Source organism: Bartonella sp. HY761, from assembly GCF_026743145.1.
Lineage (GTDB): Bacteria > Pseudomonadota > Alphaproteobacteria > Rhizobiales > Rhizobiaceae > HY038.
On sequence record NZ_CP104887.1, the window covers coordinates 835357 to 853664 of the forward strand.

16 protein-coding genes are annotated in these 18308 nt (G+C 41.2%); 12 read left to right on the plus strand and 4 right to left on the minus strand.

Annotation, left to right across the window (positions count from 1 at the left end; all coding sequences use genetic code 11):
* Positions 1-169: 169 nt before the first annotated feature.
* Complete coding sequence (locus N6A79_RS03460; RefSeq protein ID WP_268547006.1) at positions 170-1042, minus strand: helix-turn-helix transcriptional regulator; 873 nt, start codon at positions 1040-1042, stop codon at positions 170-172.
* Between the two features lie 296 nt (positions 1043-1338).
* On the opposite strand from N6A79_RS03460, the gene N6A79_RS03465 reads away from it, so the two are divergent.
* From N6A79_RS03465 to N6A79_RS03500, 8 genes are all read left to right on the plus strand, one after another.
* A complete protein-coding gene (locus N6A79_RS03465) occupies positions 1339-2118 on the plus strand; it encodes an ATP-binding cassette domain-containing protein (RefSeq protein ID WP_268547008.1) in 780 nt (259 codons plus the stop codon).
* A 463-nt stretch (positions 2119-2581) separates the two neighbouring features.
* On the plus strand, positions 2582-5320 hold the full coding sequence (gene gyrA / locus N6A79_RS03470) for a DNA gyrase subunit A (RefSeq protein WP_442784271.1): 2739 nt from the start codon (positions 2582-2584) through the stop codon (positions 5318-5320).
* A gap of 254 nt (positions 5321-5574) precedes the next feature.
* Positions 5575-6072, plus strand: coding sequence for a pantetheine-phosphate adenylyltransferase (gene coaD, locus N6A79_RS03475; RefSeq protein ID WP_182418922.1), 498 nt, complete (start codon positions 5575-5577; stop codon positions 6070-6072).
* A gap of 154 nt (positions 6073-6226) precedes the next feature.
* Complete coding sequence (locus N6A79_RS03480) at positions 6227-6787, plus strand: peptidylprolyl isomerase (protein WP_268547533.1); 561 nt, start codon at positions 6227-6229, stop codon at positions 6785-6787.
* Between the two features lie 147 nt (positions 6788-6934).
* Entirely contained in the window at positions 6935-7444 is a 510-nt protein-coding gene (locus tag N6A79_RS03485; RefSeq protein WP_182418924.1) for a peptidylprolyl isomerase, read from the plus strand.
* Positions 7445-7604: 160 nt separating this feature from the next.
* On the plus strand, positions 7605-8687 hold the full coding sequence (queA, locus tag N6A79_RS03490; protein ID WP_268547010.1) for a tRNA preQ1(34) S-adenosylmethionine ribosyltransferase-isomerase QueA: 1083 nt from the start codon (positions 7605-7607) through the stop codon (positions 8685-8687).
* Position 8688: 1 nt separating this feature from the next.
* On the plus strand, positions 8689-9819 hold the full coding sequence (tgt, locus tag N6A79_RS03495; RefSeq protein WP_268547011.1) for a tRNA guanosine(34) transglycosylase Tgt: 1131 nt from the start codon (positions 8689-8691) through the stop codon (positions 9817-9819).
* 148 nt (positions 9820-9967) lie between these two features.
* On the plus strand, positions 9968-10450 hold the full coding sequence (locus N6A79_RS03500; protein WP_268547012.1) for a GlcG/HbpS family heme-binding protein: 483 nt from the start codon (positions 9968-9970) through the stop codon (positions 10448-10450).
* Positions 10451-10600: 150 nt separating this feature from the next.
* Here N6A79_RS03500 and N6A79_RS03505 read toward each other — a convergent pair whose 3' ends face one another.
* On the minus strand, positions 10601-11590 hold the full coding sequence (locus N6A79_RS03505) for a hypothetical protein (protein ID WP_268547013.1): 990 nt from the start codon (positions 11588-11590) through the stop codon (positions 10601-10603).
* 484 nt (positions 11591-12074) lie between these two features.
* Between N6A79_RS03505 and N6A79_RS03510 the strand changes: the two genes are divergently transcribed.
* Positions 12075-13061, plus strand: coding sequence for an LLM class flavin-dependent oxidoreductase (locus N6A79_RS03510; protein ID WP_268547014.1), 987 nt, complete (start codon positions 12075-12077; stop codon positions 13059-13061).
* 124 nt (positions 13062-13185) lie between these two features.
* Here the strand turns inward: N6A79_RS03510 and N6A79_RS03515 are convergent, their stop codons facing one another.
* Together N6A79_RS03515 and N6A79_RS03520 are read right to left on the minus strand one after the other, a co-directional pair.
* Positions 13186-14814, minus strand: a complete 1629-nt coding sequence (locus N6A79_RS03515) for a hypothetical protein (protein ID WP_268547015.1) — start codon at positions 14812-14814, stop codon at positions 13186-13188.
* Positions 14815-14940: 126 nt separating this feature from the next.
* Positions 14941-15414, minus strand: coding sequence for a PACE efflux transporter (locus N6A79_RS03520; RefSeq protein WP_268547016.1), 474 nt, complete (start codon positions 15412-15414; stop codon positions 14941-14943).
* Positions 15415-15586: 172 nt separating this feature from the next.
* Between N6A79_RS03520 and N6A79_RS03525 the strand changes: the two genes are divergently transcribed.
* The 3 genes from N6A79_RS03525 (at position 15587) to N6A79_RS03535 (ending at position 18303) form a co-directional block, all read left to right on the plus strand.
* Entirely contained in the window at positions 15587-17083 is a 1497-nt protein-coding gene (locus N6A79_RS03525; protein WP_268547017.1) for a CoA-acylating methylmalonate-semialdehyde dehydrogenase, read from the plus strand.
* Positions 17084-17220: 137 nt separating this feature from the next.
* Positions 17221-17562, plus strand: coding sequence for a DUF1491 family protein (locus tag N6A79_RS03530; RefSeq protein WP_315973329.1), 342 nt, complete (start codon positions 17221-17223; stop codon positions 17560-17562).
* Between the two features lie 195 nt (positions 17563-17757).
* Positions 17758-18303: a hypothetical protein gene (locus N6A79_RS03535; protein ID WP_268547018.1), complete on the plus strand. Its 546-nt coding sequence runs from the start codon at positions 17758-17760 to the stop codon at positions 18301-18303.
* Positions 18304-18308 lie beyond the last annotated feature (5 nt).

Consider the following 18308-nt stretch of genomic DNA (forward strand, 5'->3'; position numbering starts at 1 on the left):
CATATTTTAATAAAAAGCTTGTCTGATATTTTGAATTTTTGAATGATATTGCTTAAAAAACTAAACGCAAAAATCAAATTGAATTAAAAAAAGCGTCAAAGATCATGGGAAAATGCGAATCTATAAATAAAAGGTTCGATTATTTCCCTTGTCTCAATTTCTTCATCTTTCAGTTAAATATTTTTACCCATTCCTTTGGTGTTGTACCATTTATTTTTTTAAACACGCGTGTAAAATGAGCTTGGTCAGAAAAGCCGATTGTTGTTGCTATATCAGATAAGGGACGTTGTTCGCGCTCTAATAATAGTTTAGCTTTTTTTATGCGGCGCTGCATTTGAAAACTTAATGGCGAAATACCTGTAGTCATTTTAAAGGCTGTACAAAAATAGGATTTAGAAAGACCGCAAATGTTGGCAAGTTCTTCAATCCTTATGATACGATCGTAATTATTTTCAATAAATTGAGTTACTTGTTTTAATTGGCGTTGGCTAAGGGTGCCAGAGCGCTTTAAAGGGCTATGGGTTATTTGAAAAAGTTCTGCAACGAGCGCATGGAGTAAGCCTTCACTAAATAAATTGTGCAATGGTGTTTGGGTGTTGCATTCTTGCGCTAATAGATTTGCAATTTGTGCAATGCGTGGGTTTTGAAAAAATAAATTAGGCTGATTGATGAGTTGGATATCGATGCAACCTTCAAAATGTTGCTGTAAAAGATCAATGTCGAAATGAATATCAAGATGTTTTAGAAAGCCAGATTTTGTAAGATGACTTGATACTGGGAAATTAGCAGGAATGTAACATAAATCCGAGGCAGTCAATGGTTGGTTTGGTTTATTGTCATGATGATTAAAAAAGCTAATCTCTGCACTATTTTCCAAAACAAAAAATAAACGTGGTGCTTGTGAAAGATAATGTCCTTGCATGTTAGGGCTGCATTCAACCGTCCATACATCAATAATTGCGCCTTCTAAAATGCGATATTTTAGTTTATCAATTAACTTAATGCCGTCAATTTGGCATTCCATTTGGGGATGAAAGCTCAAAAAGCTTGCTCCTTTAGTTTTAAGGCTTATTAACTTTTAACTTCGTAAAAGATATAAACTTAAGCACCACCTTGCATATGACCCTAGTTGTTCATGCTCGAAATGATATTTGCTGATGTGTTTGATTTAGGTGTAAAATAGCCATTGCAATCGCATGATCTATATCCTAAACTCTTTTAACTTGTTTATAACAGTCATGTTTACTATGCAATGTTTAATCTTTCTTTATTTAGATGAGTTTGTTTTACTAAGCCTGCAAATGGGCAATTGCAAATAACCTTTTTTGAAGGATCTTTATGACAGACTTACTATTTAAATTAGAAAAGGTGCGTTTTACAGTGCATGATCGTGATCTTTTAGCGCCGCTTGATATGGAGATAGCGGCGGGTAAAGTCACGGCGTTAATCGGTCACAATGGTTCTGGCAAGTCAACTTTGTTAAAAATTTTGGCACGTCAGCAGACCGTGACCAATGGAAATATTATTTTTTGTGGCCGCCCTCTTGATCAATGGAGTGGTCGCGATTTTGCCCGTCACCTCGCTTATTTGCCGCAACAGCCTGCAGTTGCTTCTGGCATGTTGGTGCATGAATTGGTGGCCTTGGGGCGCTATCCTTGGCATGGTGCGCTGGGGCGTTTTGGTGAGGATGATGCGAAAAAAGTAGCAAAGGCCATGGAGGCGACAGGTGTTTTACCTTTTAAAGATCGCTTGGTGGAAACCTTATCAGGCGGCGAGCGTCAGCGAGTGTGGATTGCAATGCTGATTGCACAGGATGCCCGTTGTTTGTTACTTGATGAACCAACCTCTGCCTTAGATGTTGGGCATCAAATTGAAATATTGAGTTTGGTACGAAGCTTATCGCTTGAGCATAATTTAAGCGTTTTTATGGTTTTACATGATATTAATATGGCTGCGCGCTTTTGCGATTATATTTTTGCTTTAAAGGGCGGAAAACTAATTAAGCAAGCAAGTGCTCTTGATATTATGACGCCAGAAACTTTGCAAGAAATTTATAATATACCAATGGAAATATTAAAGGATGCCCATGCGCAGCAGAAAGTAGCGGTTCCGCTTTAGTTGTATATAGGCGCGAATATTGGGGGCTCAAGTGATTTTGTTTGTTGCTTGAGGCTTGCAGGGTCTTTTAATGTTGCCAATATGGGGCGGTTAAATCGTTTCATGGTGATGTTTTAAAATGATAATAAATTTATCATCCAATGAGCAAACATATGCTCATTATTATAATTTTGCCGTATTTTAGTCTGTATTTATGTGTTTTCGATAAAATATAAGCTTTGTTTTATGCTTTATAATTATTCATCCACTGATTTTTCAGTTGATTTATTTAAGTTGCTGAATTTATAGATTTATTTATTCAAAAAAACAGGCGCCCAAATTGGCTTTTTATAACGCTTTCGGCTATAACAAATAGAATTTTGAGTCGTAATTTAACAGAATGGTTAAACACGTGAACGATCAGATATTGCCACCCGATAGCGGTGACGTACAAGGTATTGAACCAGTAAACATTATCGAGGAGATGCAGCGCTCCTATCTCGATTACGCAATGAGCGTTATCGTGTCGCGCGCTTTGCCCGATGTGCGGGATGGTTTTAAGCCTGTACATAGACGTATTCTTTACGCCATGAACGAAATGGGATTGGCTTATAATAAACCATACCGTAAATCTGCCGCTGTTATCGGTGAGGTTATGGGTAAATATCACCCTCATGGTGATGCTTCAATCTACGATGCTTTGGTGCGTATGGCGCAAGATTGGTCATTGCGCGATCCGTTGATTGATGGGCAGGGCAATTTCGGCTCGATCGATGGTGATCCACCAGCCGCTATGCGTTATACTGAGTGTCGCTTGGAAAAGCTTTCCGATACTTTGCTTGGCGATATTGATAAGGAAACTGTTGATTTTCAAGACAATTATGATGGTTCAAAGCAAGAGCCCGTTGTTCTTCCAGCACGATTTCCTAATCTATTGGTCAATGGTTCTGGTGGTATTGCTGTTGGTATGGCTACCAATATTCCACCTCATAATCTTGGTGAAGTAATTGATGGCTGTGTTGCCTTAATCGATAATCCTGCCATTACTTTGGAAGAAGTGATGGAAATTATTCCAGGCCCAGATTTTCCAACCGGCGGCATTATTTTAGGTCGTGCTGGCATTCGCTCCGCTTATGAAACTGGCCGTGGCTCGGTTGTTATGCGCGCCAAGGTAGAAATTGAGTCTATTCGCAATGATCGTGAAGCGATTATTGTGACGGAGGTTCCCTATCAGGTCAATAAAGCGACCATGATTGAAAAAATGGCCGAGTTAGTGCGTGATAAGCGCATTGAAGGCATTTCAGATTTGCGCGATGAATCTGATCGCGATGGTTATCGTGTGGTTATTGAGTTAAAACGCGATGCTGTTGCCGATGTGGTGCTAAATCAGCTTTATCGATATACACCTTTGCAGACCTCTTTTGGTTGCAATATGGTAGCACTTAATGGTGGTAAGCCTATTTTGATGGGCTTGATGGATATTTTACGTGCCTTTATTACTTTTAGAGAAGAAGTTGTAAGCAGGCGTACAAAATATTTGCTGCGCAAAGCACGCGAACGCGCCCATGTTCTCGTTGGTCTTGCTATTGCTGTTGCTAATATCGATGAAATTATTGCGCTTATTCGTAAAGCTCCAGATCCGGCGACTGCGCGTGAACAGTTAATGGAACGCCGCTGGCCAGCAGAAGATGTGACGTCATTGATTAAATTGATTGATGATCCGCGTCATATTGTGCATGATGATAATACCTATAATTTATCGGAAGAGCAGGCGCGTGCAATTCTTGAATTGCGGTTGCAGCGTTTGACTGCCCTTGGCCGCGATGAAATTGCCAATGAGCTCAATGAAATTGGCGTAGAAATTGCCGATTATCTTGATATTTTATCTTCGCGTATTCGTATTATGACCATTGTCAAGGATGAGCTTTTAGCCGTTCGTGATGAGTTTGGTAATATGGATGATAAGCTTGCCAAACGCCGCACAACTTTTGGGCTTGGTGGCTCTGATGTTGATGATGAAGATCTTATCGCCCGTGAAGATATGGTGGTGACAGTAAGTCATACCGGCTATATTAAGCGCGTTCCATTATCAACCTATCGCGCACAGCGCCGTGGTGGTAAGGGGCGTTCTGGCATGGCGACCAAAGATGAAGATTTCGTAACGCGGCTCTTTGTGGCAAATACGCATACGCCAATCTTGTTCTTCTCATCGCGCGGCATTGTTTATAAAGAAAAGGTTTGGCGGTTGCCGGCAGGTACCCCGCAATCGCGTGGTAAGGCCTTGATAAATATGCTGCCATTGCAGCCTAATGAACGTATTACCACCATTATGCCATTGCCTGAAGATGAAGCAAGCTGGGCAGAACTTGATGTAATGTTCGCAACAACCCGTGGCACGGTGCGCCGTAATAAGCTATCAGATTTTGTTCAGGTCAATCGTGGTGGTAAAATCGCCATGAAGTTGGACGAGGAACAAGACGAGATCCTTTCTGTTGCCACTTGTACCGAAAATGATGATGTCTTGCTTACCACTGCTAAAGGTCAATGTATCCGTTTTGCGGTGACTGATGTGCGTGTTTTTGCTGGCCGAAACTCGGTTGGTGTACGTGGTATTAACTTGGCTGAAGAAGATACGGTAATCTCCATGGCTATTTTAGGCCATGTTGAAGCAACACCCGCAGAACGTGCAGCCTATATCAAACGTGCCATTGCTGAGCGCCGCGCCTTAGGTAGTGATGCGGAAGATGTTATTGACAGTGATGAAGAAGTAACAGAAAACGTTGATCTTAATGATGAGCGTTATCATGAGTTGCAACGTGCTGAACAAATGGTGCTTACCGTTTCTGAATTTGGTTACGGCAAACGGGCATCTTCCTATGATTTCCGTACCTCCAATCGTGGTGGTAAGGGTATTAAGGCAACAGATACATCAAAAACCAACGAAATTGGTTCATTGGTTGCAACTTTCCCAGTTGAAAGTTCCGATCAAATTATGTTGGTGTCCGATGGTGGACAGCTTATTCGTGTGCCGATTGATGGTATCCGCATTGCTGGCCGTTCAACCAAGGGCGTTACAATTTTCAACGTTTCTGGCGGTGAAAAAGTTGTGTCGGTTGAGCGTATTTCTGACCCTGAAGACGAGGTTGGCGACGAGGGGGAAGATAATGCTTCACCTGATGCAGCCGCCACTGTAGTGGAAGCTAGCGAGCCAAACGCAGAATAAGGATTTTGCTATTTTGACGGTTTTAAAGTTTAAATAGCTAAAAAAATACAATAAAAGTCCTGCAAAAATGATAAAGGTTTTTGCAGGATTTTTTTTATGGTATATGGTTCCTAATATTATTGAAAATCATTGCGTTAGAGCACATTTCAATCTGGTTGGATCAGATTGGCGCTCTAATCCATTGTTTAACTGCGTTTTTTATTCGAAAACCGCTTTACACTTTTCGGAAAAACGCTCTAAATGAAAGTTAAGCCATGAAGCCAATTGGCATTTATGCGGGGTCGTTTGATCCAATTACCAATGGTCATCTTGACGTTTTACGCGGCAGCTTGAAAATTGCCGATAGGGTGATTGTTGCTATTGGTATTCATCCAGGTAAACAGCCGCTGTTTTCCTTTGTTGAGCGTAAAGATCTTATTCATGCTGTTGCGAATGATGAATTTAAGTGCGACGCAAAACGTATCGAGGTTATTGCCTTTGATAATCTGGTTGTTGATAAAGCACGAGAATTAGACGCATCTTTGCTCATTCGTGGTTTGCGCGATGGCAGCGATCTTGATTATGAAATGCAGCTTGCCGGTATGAATGCAACTATGTCGCCCGATATACAAACGGTATTTTTACCAGCAAGTATTTCAGTTCGTGCTATTACTGCCACATTGGTGCGGCAGATTGCATCTATGGGCGGCAATGTTTCGCACTTTGTGCCAGAAATTGTCGCCCATGCTTTAAAAAACAAGTTTCAATCTTAATATGCTTTGCTTATTTCATATTATAAATTTGCATAGTATTTAAGTTTTAGCCAAGCTTCGGCTTTCCATTTGATTTTCAATAGAGAATTAAATGTAGTCAAACACTATTGGAGTTTTAATCACTATGACTTTGTTTAAAAAAATTGCAGCAATTATGCTGTTTATTGCCGCGAGTTTAGCCTTTATTGCACCTTCGTCGGCTGCAGATAACGACAATATTCTTGTTCTTACATTAAAAGATGGCGATGTTGCTATCCAATTGCGCCCTGATCTTGCACCAAAGCATGTTGAGCAAATTAAAAAGCTTGTACGCGATGGCGCCTATAATGATGTGGTTTTTCACCGTGTGATTGATGGTTTTATGGCGCAAACTGGTGATGTGCAATTTGGTAATTTGAAAAAAGGCTTTGATGCCAATTCTGCGGGTATGGGTGGCTCAAACTATCCAAATATTAATGCAGAATTTTCAAAAGAACCATTTGTGCGTGGTACTGTTGGTATGGCGCGGAGCCAAAATCCAAATTCAGCCAATTCACAATTCTTCATTTGTTTTGATTCAGCATCAAGCCTAAATGGTCAATATACTGTTGTTGGCAAGGTTATCAAAGGTATGAATGTGGTCGATAAAATTAAAAAGGGCTCAAGCAGCGATAATGGTAAAGTTGAAAATCCTGACCATATTATCAAGGCAAGCCTTGTATCTTCAGTAAAATAACCCAAATAATTTAATACGCGCTCATGACTGGGTGCTTTTTCATTTTTAAGCGGATAGCTTATTTTTAATTTTATTAAAACTCTATCTGCTTATTGACATAATTGGCCCTTTGCATAAAAAGGGAAAAAACAACAGGAGTAATGTCGAATGGCTTATAAAGATCCGGAAAATACCCTCATCCTTGAAACAACCAAGGGAAATGTAGCAATTGAGCTATTTCCTGATCTTGCTCCTGGTCACGTAGAGCGTATTAAGGAACTCGCTCGCGAGGGCGCCTATGATAATGTTGTGTTCCACCGCGTGATTGATGGTTTTATGGCGCAAACTGGCGATGTTGAATATGGTAAAACCGATTCAGCTAAGTTTAATGCAGCGCGTGCTGGCATGGGTGGCTCTTCAAAGCCAGACCTTAAGGCAGAATTCTCTAATGCTAAGCACGTTCGTGGTGCAGCTTCAATGGCGCGTAGCCAAAATCCAAATTCAGCGAATTCACAATTTTTTATCTGTTTTGAAGATGCATCATTTCTTGATCGCCAATATACCGTTTGGGGTCAAGTGATTGAAGGCATGGAAAATGTCGATAAGATCAAGCGCGGTGAGCCTGTGCGTGATCCAGATGTTATCTTGAAGGCATATGTTGCCTCTGACGCTGAGTAAATATTTGATTAGTCGAATAAAGCGGGGCATAGCAATATGCTCCGCTTTTTTATGTCATAAACTTGCATAGTAAGTTTAAAATATGACTATCAATCACGAACACAAAACCTTATGCTAAGTTTTACCCTTTTTATCCATGTTCCAATAGTTAGTTATTTCCATGAATGTAGACCTTTTTGATTTTGAATTGCCGGAAAGCCATATTGCTTTGCGCCCTTTAGTGCCGCGCGAGGCTGCAAAATTATTGGTCGTTGATGAAAGCCATATTCCAAGTGATTTCCATATTGGCGATTTACCGCAGCTTTTGCGGGCAGGGGACGCATTGGTTTTTAATGATACTAAGGTTATCCCAGCGCGGCTTGAAGGCACACGAACACGCGGTGAAGCTGTCGCCCATATTGGTGCAACCCTGCATATGCGCATGTCGCCTAATAGTTGGAAAGCTTTTGTGCGCCCAGCCAAACGGTTAAACGAGGGCGAGATTATTGTCTTTAGCAAGGCAGATCAAAGATTGGAAGCGCAGGTTAGTGAAAAGGGTGAAGCTGGAGAAATGCTGCTTACTTTTGATAAGTCTGGCGCAGAGCTTGATAGTGCAATAGCCTTTATTGGGCATATGCCTTTACCACCTTATATTGCTGCAAGGCGCGGTGAAGATGCACAGGATACCAAGGATTATCAAACGGTTTTTGCCCGTGAAGAGGGCGCTGTTGCTGCACCAACTGCGGGCTTGCATTTTACCAATAGCCTGCTTGATAGTTTGAAAGAAAAAGGGCTCGAACAGTATTTTGTAACTTTACATGTTGGTGCGGGTACATTTTTACCGGTTAAGGTGGATGATACGGTTGACCACAAAATGCACTCAGAAATCGGTCACATTACCCAAGAGGTAGCAGATCATTTAAATGCTGTGCGTGCACGCGGTGGGCGTATCGTCGCCGTTGGTACAACTGCATTGCGTTTGCTTGAAAGTGCGGCAAAAGATGATGGTAGCTTAGCAGCATGGTCTGGTGCTACCGATATTTTTATAACGCCCGGTTATCGTTTTAAAATTGTTGATCAGTTGATTACCAACTTCCATTTGCCGCGTTCAACGCTGTTTATGCTGGTTTCAGCTTTTGCTGGGTTAGATACGATGAAAAATACCTATAGGCATGCAATTGATAATGGCTATCGTTTTTATTCTTATGGCGATAGTAGCTTATTAACGCGCAATGATGATGCTTTAAAACTGCAGGATAAATAAAATGAGCGAAAATTTTACCTTTAAATTGATTGCAGAAGATAAAAAAGCACGGCGCGGCGAAATCACCATGCCACGCGGCACCGTTCGCACGCCGGCCTTTATGCCTGTTGGCACGGGCGGTACGGTAAAAGCCATGTATATGGATCAGGTTAAAGACCTTGGTGCAGATATCATTCTTGGTAACACCTATCATTTGATGCTGCGCCCGGGGGCAGAGCGGGTTGCAAAGCTTGGTGGCTTGCATGAATTTGCCCGTTGGCAAGGGCCAATTCTTACCGATTCAGGCGGTTTTCAGGTAATGTCCTTGGCGGGTTTACGTAAATTAGATGAAAAAGGTGTCACCTTCCAATCGCATATTGATGGCCGGCGCTATGAAATGTCGCCTGAACGTTCGATTGAAATTCAGGGCTTACTTGATTCAGATATCCAAATGCAGCTTGATCAATGTGTGGCATTGCCAGCGACCTTTAATGAAATGGAAAAAGCCATGGAATTATCCTTGCGTTGGGCACAGCGTTGTAAGGATGCCTTTGGGATGCAGGCTGGCAAGGCGATGTTCGGTATTGTGCAGGGCGGCGATAATGTGCCTTTGCGTGAACGCTCTGCAGAAGCATTAAAGGAACTGGATCTTAAAGGTTATGCCGTTGGCGGCCTTGCTGTTGGTGAACCGCAACAAGTGATGATGGATATGCTGGATGTTACTTGTCCAATTTTACCGCGTGAAAAGCCACGCTATTTGATGGGGGTTGGCACGCCTGACGACATTATTAAAGCTGTTGCACGCGGTATTGATATGTTTGATTGCGTGATGCCCACGCGCGCTGGGCGCCATGGTTTGGCTTTCACGCGTTTTGGTAAGGTCAATCTACGCAATGCCCGACATAATGAAGACCACCGCCCACTAGACCCTCAATCTTCTTGCCCTGCCGCGCGTGATTATAGCCGCGCATATTTACATCATTTGATAAAATCCAATGAGGCTTTAGGTTCAATGTTGTTAACGTGGAATAATCTTAGCTATTATCAAGACTTAATGGCAGGCATAAGGGCAGCGATTGAAGCTGGCCGATATGATGATTTTTGTGGTGAAACCAGCGAAGCTTGGGCCAAAGGTGATATGGCACCGCTTTAGGTGCAAGGGATAAACAATCAAAGCATTATTGTTTCTTGAAAGCGAGAAACGGTAATGTCATAGTAGTATCGTACTAAAAGTGACAATTTAAAAATATCATTTGCAGTTTACTGCATATAATCGATTACCCTTAAAAAGGATAGCTATTATGAAACGCATATTGATGATTTTATCTCTTGGTCTTTTGCCTAGTTTTGCTTTTGCACAAGATTTGCCAACAGCACCCTATTTACCATTAAGCCTTGCGGGAAAGGCGGCTCATGCTGCCCTTGATGCATGTGCGGCTAAGGGGCATAATGTCAGCGTTGCCATTGTCTCAAGAGACGGTTCAACCAAAGTGTTGTTAAAAGCTGATCAGTCTGGTCCTCATACGGCAGGTAGCGCGCAAGGCAAGGCATTTACATCGGCTGCTATGGGACGCGATAGCGCTAGTCTTGCGGAATTTATTGCCAAAAATCCAGAAAATGCAGGCCTTCGTGATATGGATGCGCGTTTTGTTATCCAAGGCGGTGGTTTGCCAATTAAAATTGGCGATGCATTGGTTGGTGGTATTGGTGTTGGTGGCGCGCCAAGCGGTGCTATTGATGCCGAATGCGCCCAAGCTGGTATTGATGCTATTGTCAAAAAATAATTAAGGATTAGGATATCTAGCAGTTTTTCAATATTTGCTAGATATCCTATTAAAGTAAAAATTAAATAGATAGTGATTGTTTAACTGATTGTTTTATATAAGGTTTGTATAAATATCACAAAGCTCGTCTTCGTTGTTTTTGCGTGGTTTTTATTTGTTTTTACCAAGCAATTTTACCAAATCATCGCGAAAATCTTTGCAGTCACTTTCGCCTTTGCTAATCCCTAGATCATACCAAGCAATAATTTTGGTGTATTCCTCTTGATAATCTTGTGGTTTTTGTAGCATTTTGGGTGCCAAATCAGGATAAAGATAACTATGTCCAAGTAAGCATATTGACTTTTTGTTGCCCGCAATTGCGGCAGCAAGATAGTTGGCTTGGGCATCCTGTTTCTTTTTATAAAATTCTTTATCACCTAGTGCTTTTAAATGATCGCCACTGATGCGGATGCCATTTTGCAAAAGTGCCGCTTCATGTACTTCTTGGGCGGACTGATCGTCACCTAAAAGCCGATATAACTGTGTTAAATAGATAGGGCTACGTAAATTAAATTCAAAAATCTTAGCGTTTTTTACACAAAGATTTAATGCATTATTGAGTTTTTCTACATCTTCGGTTTGTTTGCTGGTTTGCATGAGAATGGTGGGTGAAATGCTAAATACCGCTTCATCGCATTCATTCCAGCCCAATTGTTCTTCAATTTGCATTGTTGCATAAAGCAGTTGTTTTTCACCTTTTGCCGTTTGGACAAGGAATTTTGTATTCTTAATGACCATATCAAGTTCCTCGATATTAGATACTTGACCATCGGTTTGTTTTTTGAATCGTTTGTAATAATCATTACCGATTAGATAATTAGGTGTAAGGATGCCTTCTACCCCAGCAATATATGCTGTGCCCGCAATTTCAATCGCATCTAAATCGTTGTTTTGTGCTGTCTCTAACACTTTTAGCAATAGGGCTTTATCTTTTAGACAAGTCAAAATATCGTCAAACTTGCTAATTTCTTTTAACTGTAAAACGGTTTTATAGGCCTGCTCAGTGTCAGCGGGACAACGTTCGTTTGTATTTTGTGCTACCGCAAGATGACTAGCAAAAATTAAAAATACAAAAATAATAAAAGCAATAATATTTTTCATGACACCCCAAATCTAATTTAAAACTTTACAATATTCTGAACATTTTGGCGACGTTTACAACTTTAATTTAGCTTAAAATACTATTTTCCAACAATATAAATCACTGTAAATCATTGTAAGGCTATTTTTTCATTAGTTTTATTTCACATGTAAAAGCTTTAGGGGCAGCACCCATTAATTTGAACGAAATGGTATGAGGAAATTTTTGTGTGAACCCAAAGATTAAATACTAGAAGAGTTGCCGAGAAGTATGAATGTTTTCAAAGCTATTCGACAAAGTTATCACGAAAATTTAACATATCCTGAAAGGAAACAAAAACAGCAGTAATCTACAGCGTTGTAAAGCTCAAATGGGTATACCACCCACTTTTCGCTTTCCTTCTTGTATATTTTCACTCTTGAATTTGTGCCCTCGCAAACCCAAATAACTTATAAATTAAGTTGAACCACCAATGGCGCGTTGACGCGTGAAAAGATAGGGCAAATGAAATTTTCCGTTCTTGATTTATCCAATGTTCCTGAAGGGAGCGCGCCTAAAGATGCTTTGCGCAATTCTATAGACCTTGCACGCCATGTCGAGAACCTTGGTTTTAAGCGTATTTGGTATGCTGAACACCATAATATGACAGGTATTGCCAGTGCCGCCACTGCGGTTTTAATTGGTCAAGTAGCGGCAGTCACCAATAAAATTATTTTAGGATCAGGTGGCATTATGCTGCCTAACCATTCCCCTTTGGTCATTGCAGAGCAATTTGGAACGCTATCGGCGCTTTATCCAGGGCGTATCGAATTAGGTTTAGGACGCGCTCCTGGCACGGACCAGCTCACAGCGCGCGCTTTGCGCCATCGCCACGATCTTGATGCCAATTCTTTTCCCCAAGATGTGGTGGAACTGCTTGGTTATTTTAAAGAGGCATCGCAAGGACAGCAAGTTCGTGCAGTTCCAGGAGCTGGAGAAAATGTGCCAATTTGGATTTTAGGCTCCAGCCTTTTTGGCGCGCAATTGGCTGCAATTTTGGGGCTTCCTTATGCTTTTGCTTCGCATTTTGCGCCAGCTGAGCTTGACAATGCGTTAAAAATCTATCGGGAACGGTTTGAGCCTTCAGAGACTTTAGCAAAACCACATGCAATGGTGGCGCTTAATGCCATTGTTGCCGATAGTGATGAAGAAGCCCAATATCTCTTTACTTCGTTGCAACAATCCTTTGTTAATTTGCGCACTGGCCGCGCAGGCCCATTACCGCGCCCGCAGGATAGTTTTGCTAAAACTTTGCCAGAGCAATTCCAGATGATCCTTGAGCAAACGCTTTCATGCTCGGTTATTGGTTCACCGCAAACTGTACGCGAAGGCCTTACTAAATTATTGGCGCGCACTAAGGCTGACGAGCTGATTGTTACAACAACGGTTCATGATCATGAGGCGCGCAAAAAATCGTTCACGTTGTTAAGTGAGATTATGGAAACGTTGTAGATCGAATTATTTTCTATTCTTTTGTTAGTTAGAAAATGTATGAGTGTTGGTATCACATGAAGCCATTTAATTGATTAAATTAAAGCCTATCAGAGAAAATCTTCTGATAGGCTTAAATTTTCACTTATGCGGATGGATATAGGGCTTCTAAAATAAAGGTCGCATTAAAACGTGGACTCATCATGCCATAAGTCGAGCGCCATTGCCCACCTAATCGGCTTTCAACAAAGGCGTTGGCTACCATGTCAATATCTAGGCGGCTTAAAGCGGCAGCAGCAGCAGTATAGGCAAATTGTTCCATCAGCAAAAAGGCCGATCCGCTATCATTAACGGCCATTTTAGCCGCCACTTGCAAGACTTCGGCAGTTCTTGGCCCGGCGGATCCAATATTGCCAGCAAGACCAATAATAATATTTTCAAAATGATCGGGGTATTTTTTTACAGCTTTTATAAAATCTTGAATATGATCATTGGGCGTTTTTTCAAAACTGCGATTGCGCGCAAAAAAACGTAAGCCGCGATGGGTACGTTCACCCTTTTGAAGTGGGAAATTAGTTCGGGTTGTGATGGCGCAATCGGTAATTTGGCGGGCGAGTTGTTCACTCCAATAGGCAACAACCGGGCGTAGAAGCTCTGCCCAAACTGCCTGAACTTCATTTTGTGCAGCAATGTCGATGGATTGGCCAAGCCGCAGGGTCAAAACTGTTAAAGCGGCGCAGTCGAGTGCGGCATCGGCCAACATGCGGCCATAAAATATATTTTCTTTGCCGTTTTCTTTTTCCATGCGCAATAAGTCAACTGCAACCCGCATGGCACTGCGAGCTATGCTGGCACTTATCACGGCATTATCATTGCCAAGATTGTCAAATACTTCGTTGATGATTGTTGTAAACTGATCTTCCTTGGCAACAAGCCAACCGGCACTCTGCTCAAAGATCATACTGGCAAAAGGTGCAGTAAGGATTGATGCATCTTGAATGGCAGGGCGCAAACTAATGCCATTTAATTGACCAGAACCAAGCAAACGTGGAACAAGGAAAAGGCATGGCTTGTCCTTAATGACAGCGCTTACCAAAAAACCATCTGCAACTGGATTTATAACCCTTATTTTTTCGCCGCTGATGCGAAAAACGCTATCTGCGCCTTCGCCGTCTTCATACATGGCTTCAGCTTTTGCTGTGCAAGCTGATATGGTGCTTTTGCCTGATGCTAATTCTTGGATAGCAAGGGAAATACTTGCCCCCTCCTTGCGTGGAAAGGCAATACGGGCAGGGTCATGCATCGGACTTGCAAGTTGTGGCTGCCATTGTTCATAAAGCTCTTCGCAATGGCGAAGTGCGCCAAGGCCAGCACTTGATATGCATAATTCTTGTAAATGGCCAGTTTCCAAGCCGCCAAGCAAAAACAACCTCATCATACGTGTTTGGGCACGTTTTCCTTCTTCTTCAGGATTTTCCTCATAAAGCGAACCTGCAATGCCCGCCGCGCGAGACCTCGTTAATAGGCTATGATAGGCTGGGTGGATATCAACATCTTCAAGCAGTTCGCCCCATTGATTATAAAGGTTAAGCATTGGCAAGTGACGATGGGCGAGGCGCGCTCGCTCATCGGCCTCTATGCTTGCGGTATAATCGCCAAGATCAGAAAAGGATGGTAGCAGTGAAATATCAAGCTGTGACGCTGTTTGAAACAGGATAGGATCACTGAAGAAATAATTGTCACTGGTTTTTAATTTGCTGTTTTCTGCTTGCAACCGAATATTCCTTGAAAATTAAAGAGCCAATTAATCCAACTGATTGATAATTGCACGATATATAGTTTAAATGCACCATGCCATAGAAATTTTGATTATCAAGAGATAATCTTAGAAGTTGAAGATTTAACTTTTGGCAGTAAAGTGAAGATAAATCTTATCATAGATATAATTGAAAATTATGGAATAGGGGAGAAAGAATAGTAAAAGCCCTATATCTAGGACAAATGCATGCCAAAGACTTATATTGAGATAGAATGCAATACATGGCAATGTAAAGAGCAATAAACCGCCTTCAAAGCCCAATGCATGTAAAAAGCGAACCATTTTGCTGCGTGAAAAGCGATATTTTTTTTGTAATTGGTCGAATGCAAAATTAAAAATACCATTCCAAGCTGTTGCTATAAGTGAAATGATTATTGATAATACGCCCATACTTACCAAGCTTTTTCCTTCTACAAATACAAGAAAAAGTGCAGTAAGAATAATGGCGATGACTTCAAAAATTGTGGCATGTAAAATGCGCGCTAAAAGACCACGCTTTATCAGCCTGTCATCATGATTATGTTCTACTATATCATTTGATGCCTGCTGTTGCAATTTTTGCTCCCAAGTAAAAATAACTTAACTATAATTTATTGTAATGGGTAGTCAATATTTTCTATTTTTAAGCTATGCATAAATTTGCACAACAGATAAGGAAAAATGCTTGTTCCTTAAACGGTGTAAAGGCATTATTGTGCATTAACGACATTTTTAGTGGAGGAAAAACATGCGAAATATTGGGCATTTTATTGGTGGTAAAAATGTGGCAGGTAAAAGCGGCCAAGAGGCTGATGTATTCCAACCGTTTGATGGCTCAGTCATTGGCAAGGTTGCCTTAGCAAATAGTGCTGAAATAAATGAGGCGGTAGAAAACGCAAAGCAAGCTCAGCCAGCATGGGCAGCTGTAAATCCACAGCGGCGCGCGCGCGTGATGCGTAAGTTTTTATCTCTTATTGAAGAAGAAATTGACAGCCTTGCAGAATTATTGGCAAAAGAGCACGGCAAGACAATTGCTGATGCTATTGGTGATATTCAGCGCGGCTTGGAAGTGGTTGAGGTAAGCCTTGGCGTTCCCCATATGCAAAAAGGTGAATACACAGATGGGGCAGGACCTAGCATTGATACATATTCCATGCGCCAAGCCTTGGGAGTTGTGGCAGGTATTACGCCATTTAATTTTCCGGCAATGATTCCGCTTTGGATGTGCGGACCCGCTATTGCTTGCGGCAATGCGTTTATTTTAAAGCCATCAGAGCGTGATCCTGGTGTTCCTATGCGCCTTGCTGAATTATTTATAGAGGCAGGTGGTCCAAAAGGAATTTTTAATGTTGTAAATGGTGGAAAAGAAGCAGTAGATGCCTTGCTAGATGCACCGGATATTAAAGCGATAAGCTTTGTTGGCTCAACTGCTATTGCACAATATATTTATGGCCGCGCCGCCGCAAATGGTAAACGGGTTCAAGCTTTTGGTGGTGCCAAAAACCACATGCTCATCATGCCAGATGCTGATATGGATCAAGTAGTTGATGCTTTGATTGGTGCGGGCTTTGGTTCTGCCGGTGAGCGTTGCATGGCCATTTCTGTGGCTGTGCCAATTGGCGAAGAAACAGCTGAACGTTTGCTTGAAAAGCTTATCCCACGCATTAAAGCGCTTAAAGTTGGCTCGTCACTTGACAAGCAGGCCGATTACGGCCCGGTGGTTACCAAAGAGGCCAAGGCTCGCATTTTGGATTATGTCGATATTGGCGTTAAGGAAGGTGCAAATCTTGTAATTGATGGTCGTGGTTTTAATCTGCAAGGCTATGAAAACGGTTATTATGTTGGCCCATGTCTCTTTGATAATGTGACGCGCGATATGCGCATTTATAAGGAAGAAATTTTCGGCCCAGTTTTATCAATTGTGCGTGCTGCTAATTATGAAGAAGCACTTAGCTTGCCTAATGACCATCTTTATGGCAATGGCGTTGCAATATTTACCCGCGATGGCGATACGGCTCGTGATTTTGCCGCCCGCGTTGAAGTTGGCATGATTGGCATAAATGTGCCTATTCCAACACCGGTTGCTTATTATACATTTGGCGGCTGGAAAGCCTCGGTATTTGGTGATCTTAATCAGCATGGGCCTGATGCATTCCGCTTTTATACACGCACAAAAACTATTACATCACGTTGGCCTTCCGGCATTCGTGAAGGGGCAGAATTTTCTATTCCGACTATGGAATAAGCATGTTATAAGTTAATTTTTAAGGCGGGCTATAAGTCCGCCTTTTTTATTGGTATTTTTGTGCTAGATATTAAAACATGCGTTAAAGATTAATATCGCATTTATAGTTATTATAATATTGGAGTTATTTTATGGGATTGCGGCTGACATCTGATTTTTATGTGGCGCAATTGATACGCAAGATTAATGGTGCTAATGGCTTTGCTTATCTTGTGCGACGCGGCGCAATAGAGGCTGGTACAATTTTTATCATGCAGCGTCTTAAAAATAACCAAGTTGACTTATTTGGACCGGCACCCCAAAGCTTTTACGAAGAAGCAGAAAATGACGGTGGTAGGTTGTTTATAAAAATTTTAACTGATGCAGAAGAAGTAAATGCGGTTGAAAAGCTAGAAAAAGAGCTTCGTTTTGATCCTGATATTTGGCTTGTTGAAGTTGAAAATATTGATGATTTGACAACTTATATAAATATTGTGTGATTAATTTGCGATTGTTAGCTTGGGTCACAACCCCAATATAGCTATAAACTTATGTCTATTTTCAGCTTGATTAAAAATTTTGCTCTTTTATTCATTTTTAAATTTCGCCAATAGAGTTTAGTTGGCTGCTTATATTAAAGAGATTTGATAAAATATTGAATGCAAAACTAAGTCTATTTAAAAGGAAATTAACCAATGGCGCTAACGGCTGAGCAAAAAAAACTTATTTGGATGGCGGTAATATTTACACCATTATTGGTGGCAATTGGCCTAACAATCTCGCCGTTTTTGTTTATTAATGAAATGTGGCAATTTACAAATGAAAGGTTGAAGGAGTTAAGCGAAATCTACGCTAAAGCTGATATGGAGGTGCCAACAAATTTAAGTACACTCACATATGACAAGTTTTTTTGGCGAACGATAACTGACGCTTATATGCAACTTCCTATTCGGCTTGTCATAAGTTACATTTTGGTCGCTATTCCTATTGCAGTTTTTTCTGCCCTTTATTCCTTTATATATCAAAAAAATAAGTCAATTATTTTGATGGTCATTATTTGGGGTATTGCTGCTGCATGTCTTTCTTATGTGCTAAATAAGTTCTTTTTCACCGATACTTTATTAATGATGGATCACTTTATTGGGCGTATTATTGCTGTAACTTTAATTTTTGCTATGACAGTTTCTGCCCTTATTATTGGTATTCTTATGCACAAATCTTCGAAAAAAAGTGCAGGGTAAGGATT

Excerpts from the sequence above, each read along its gene's own strand:
- N6A79_RS03465 (WP_268547008.1), top strand. The coding sequence starts at position 1,339 with ATGACAGACTTACTATTTAAATTAGAAAAGGTGCGTTTTACAGTGCAT.
- gyrA (WP_442784271.1), top strand. The coding sequence starts at position 2,582 with ATGCAGCGCTCCTATCTCGATTACGCAATGAGCGTTATCGTGTCGCGC.
- coaD (WP_182418922.1), top strand. The coding sequence starts at position 5,575 with ATGAAGCCAATTGGCATTTATGCGGGGTCGTTTGATCCAATTACCAAT.
- N6A79_RS03480 (WP_268547533.1), top strand. The coding sequence starts at position 6,227 with ATGCTGTTTATTGCCGCGAGTTTAGCCTTTATTGCACCTTCGTCGGCT.
- N6A79_RS03485 (WP_182418924.1), top strand. The coding sequence starts at position 6,935 with ATGGCTTATAAAGATCCGGAAAATACCCTCATCCTTGAAACAACCAAG.
- queA (WP_268547010.1), top strand. The coding sequence starts at position 7,605 with ATGAATGTAGACCTTTTTGATTTTGAATTGCCGGAAAGCCATATTGCT.
- tgt (WP_268547011.1), top strand. The coding sequence starts at position 8,689 with ATGAGCGAAAATTTTACCTTTAAATTGATTGCAGAAGATAAAAAAGCA.
- N6A79_RS03500 (WP_268547012.1), top strand. The coding sequence starts at position 9,968 with ATGAAACGCATATTGATGATTTTATCTCTTGGTCTTTTGCCTAGTTTT.
- N6A79_RS03505 (WP_268547013.1), bottom strand. The coding sequence starts at position 11,590 with ATGAAAAATATTATTGCTTTTATTATTTTTGTATTTTTAATTTTTGCT.
- N6A79_RS03510 (WP_268547014.1), top strand. The coding sequence starts at position 12,075 with ATGAAATTTTCCGTTCTTGATTTATCCAATGTTCCTGAAGGGAGCGCG.
- N6A79_RS03525 (WP_268547017.1), top strand. The coding sequence starts at position 15,587 with ATGCGAAATATTGGGCATTTTATTGGTGGTAAAAATGTGGCAGGTAAA.
- N6A79_RS03535 (WP_268547018.1), top strand. The coding sequence starts at position 17,758 with ATGGCGCTAACGGCTGAGCAAAAAAAACTTATTTGGATGGCGGTAATA.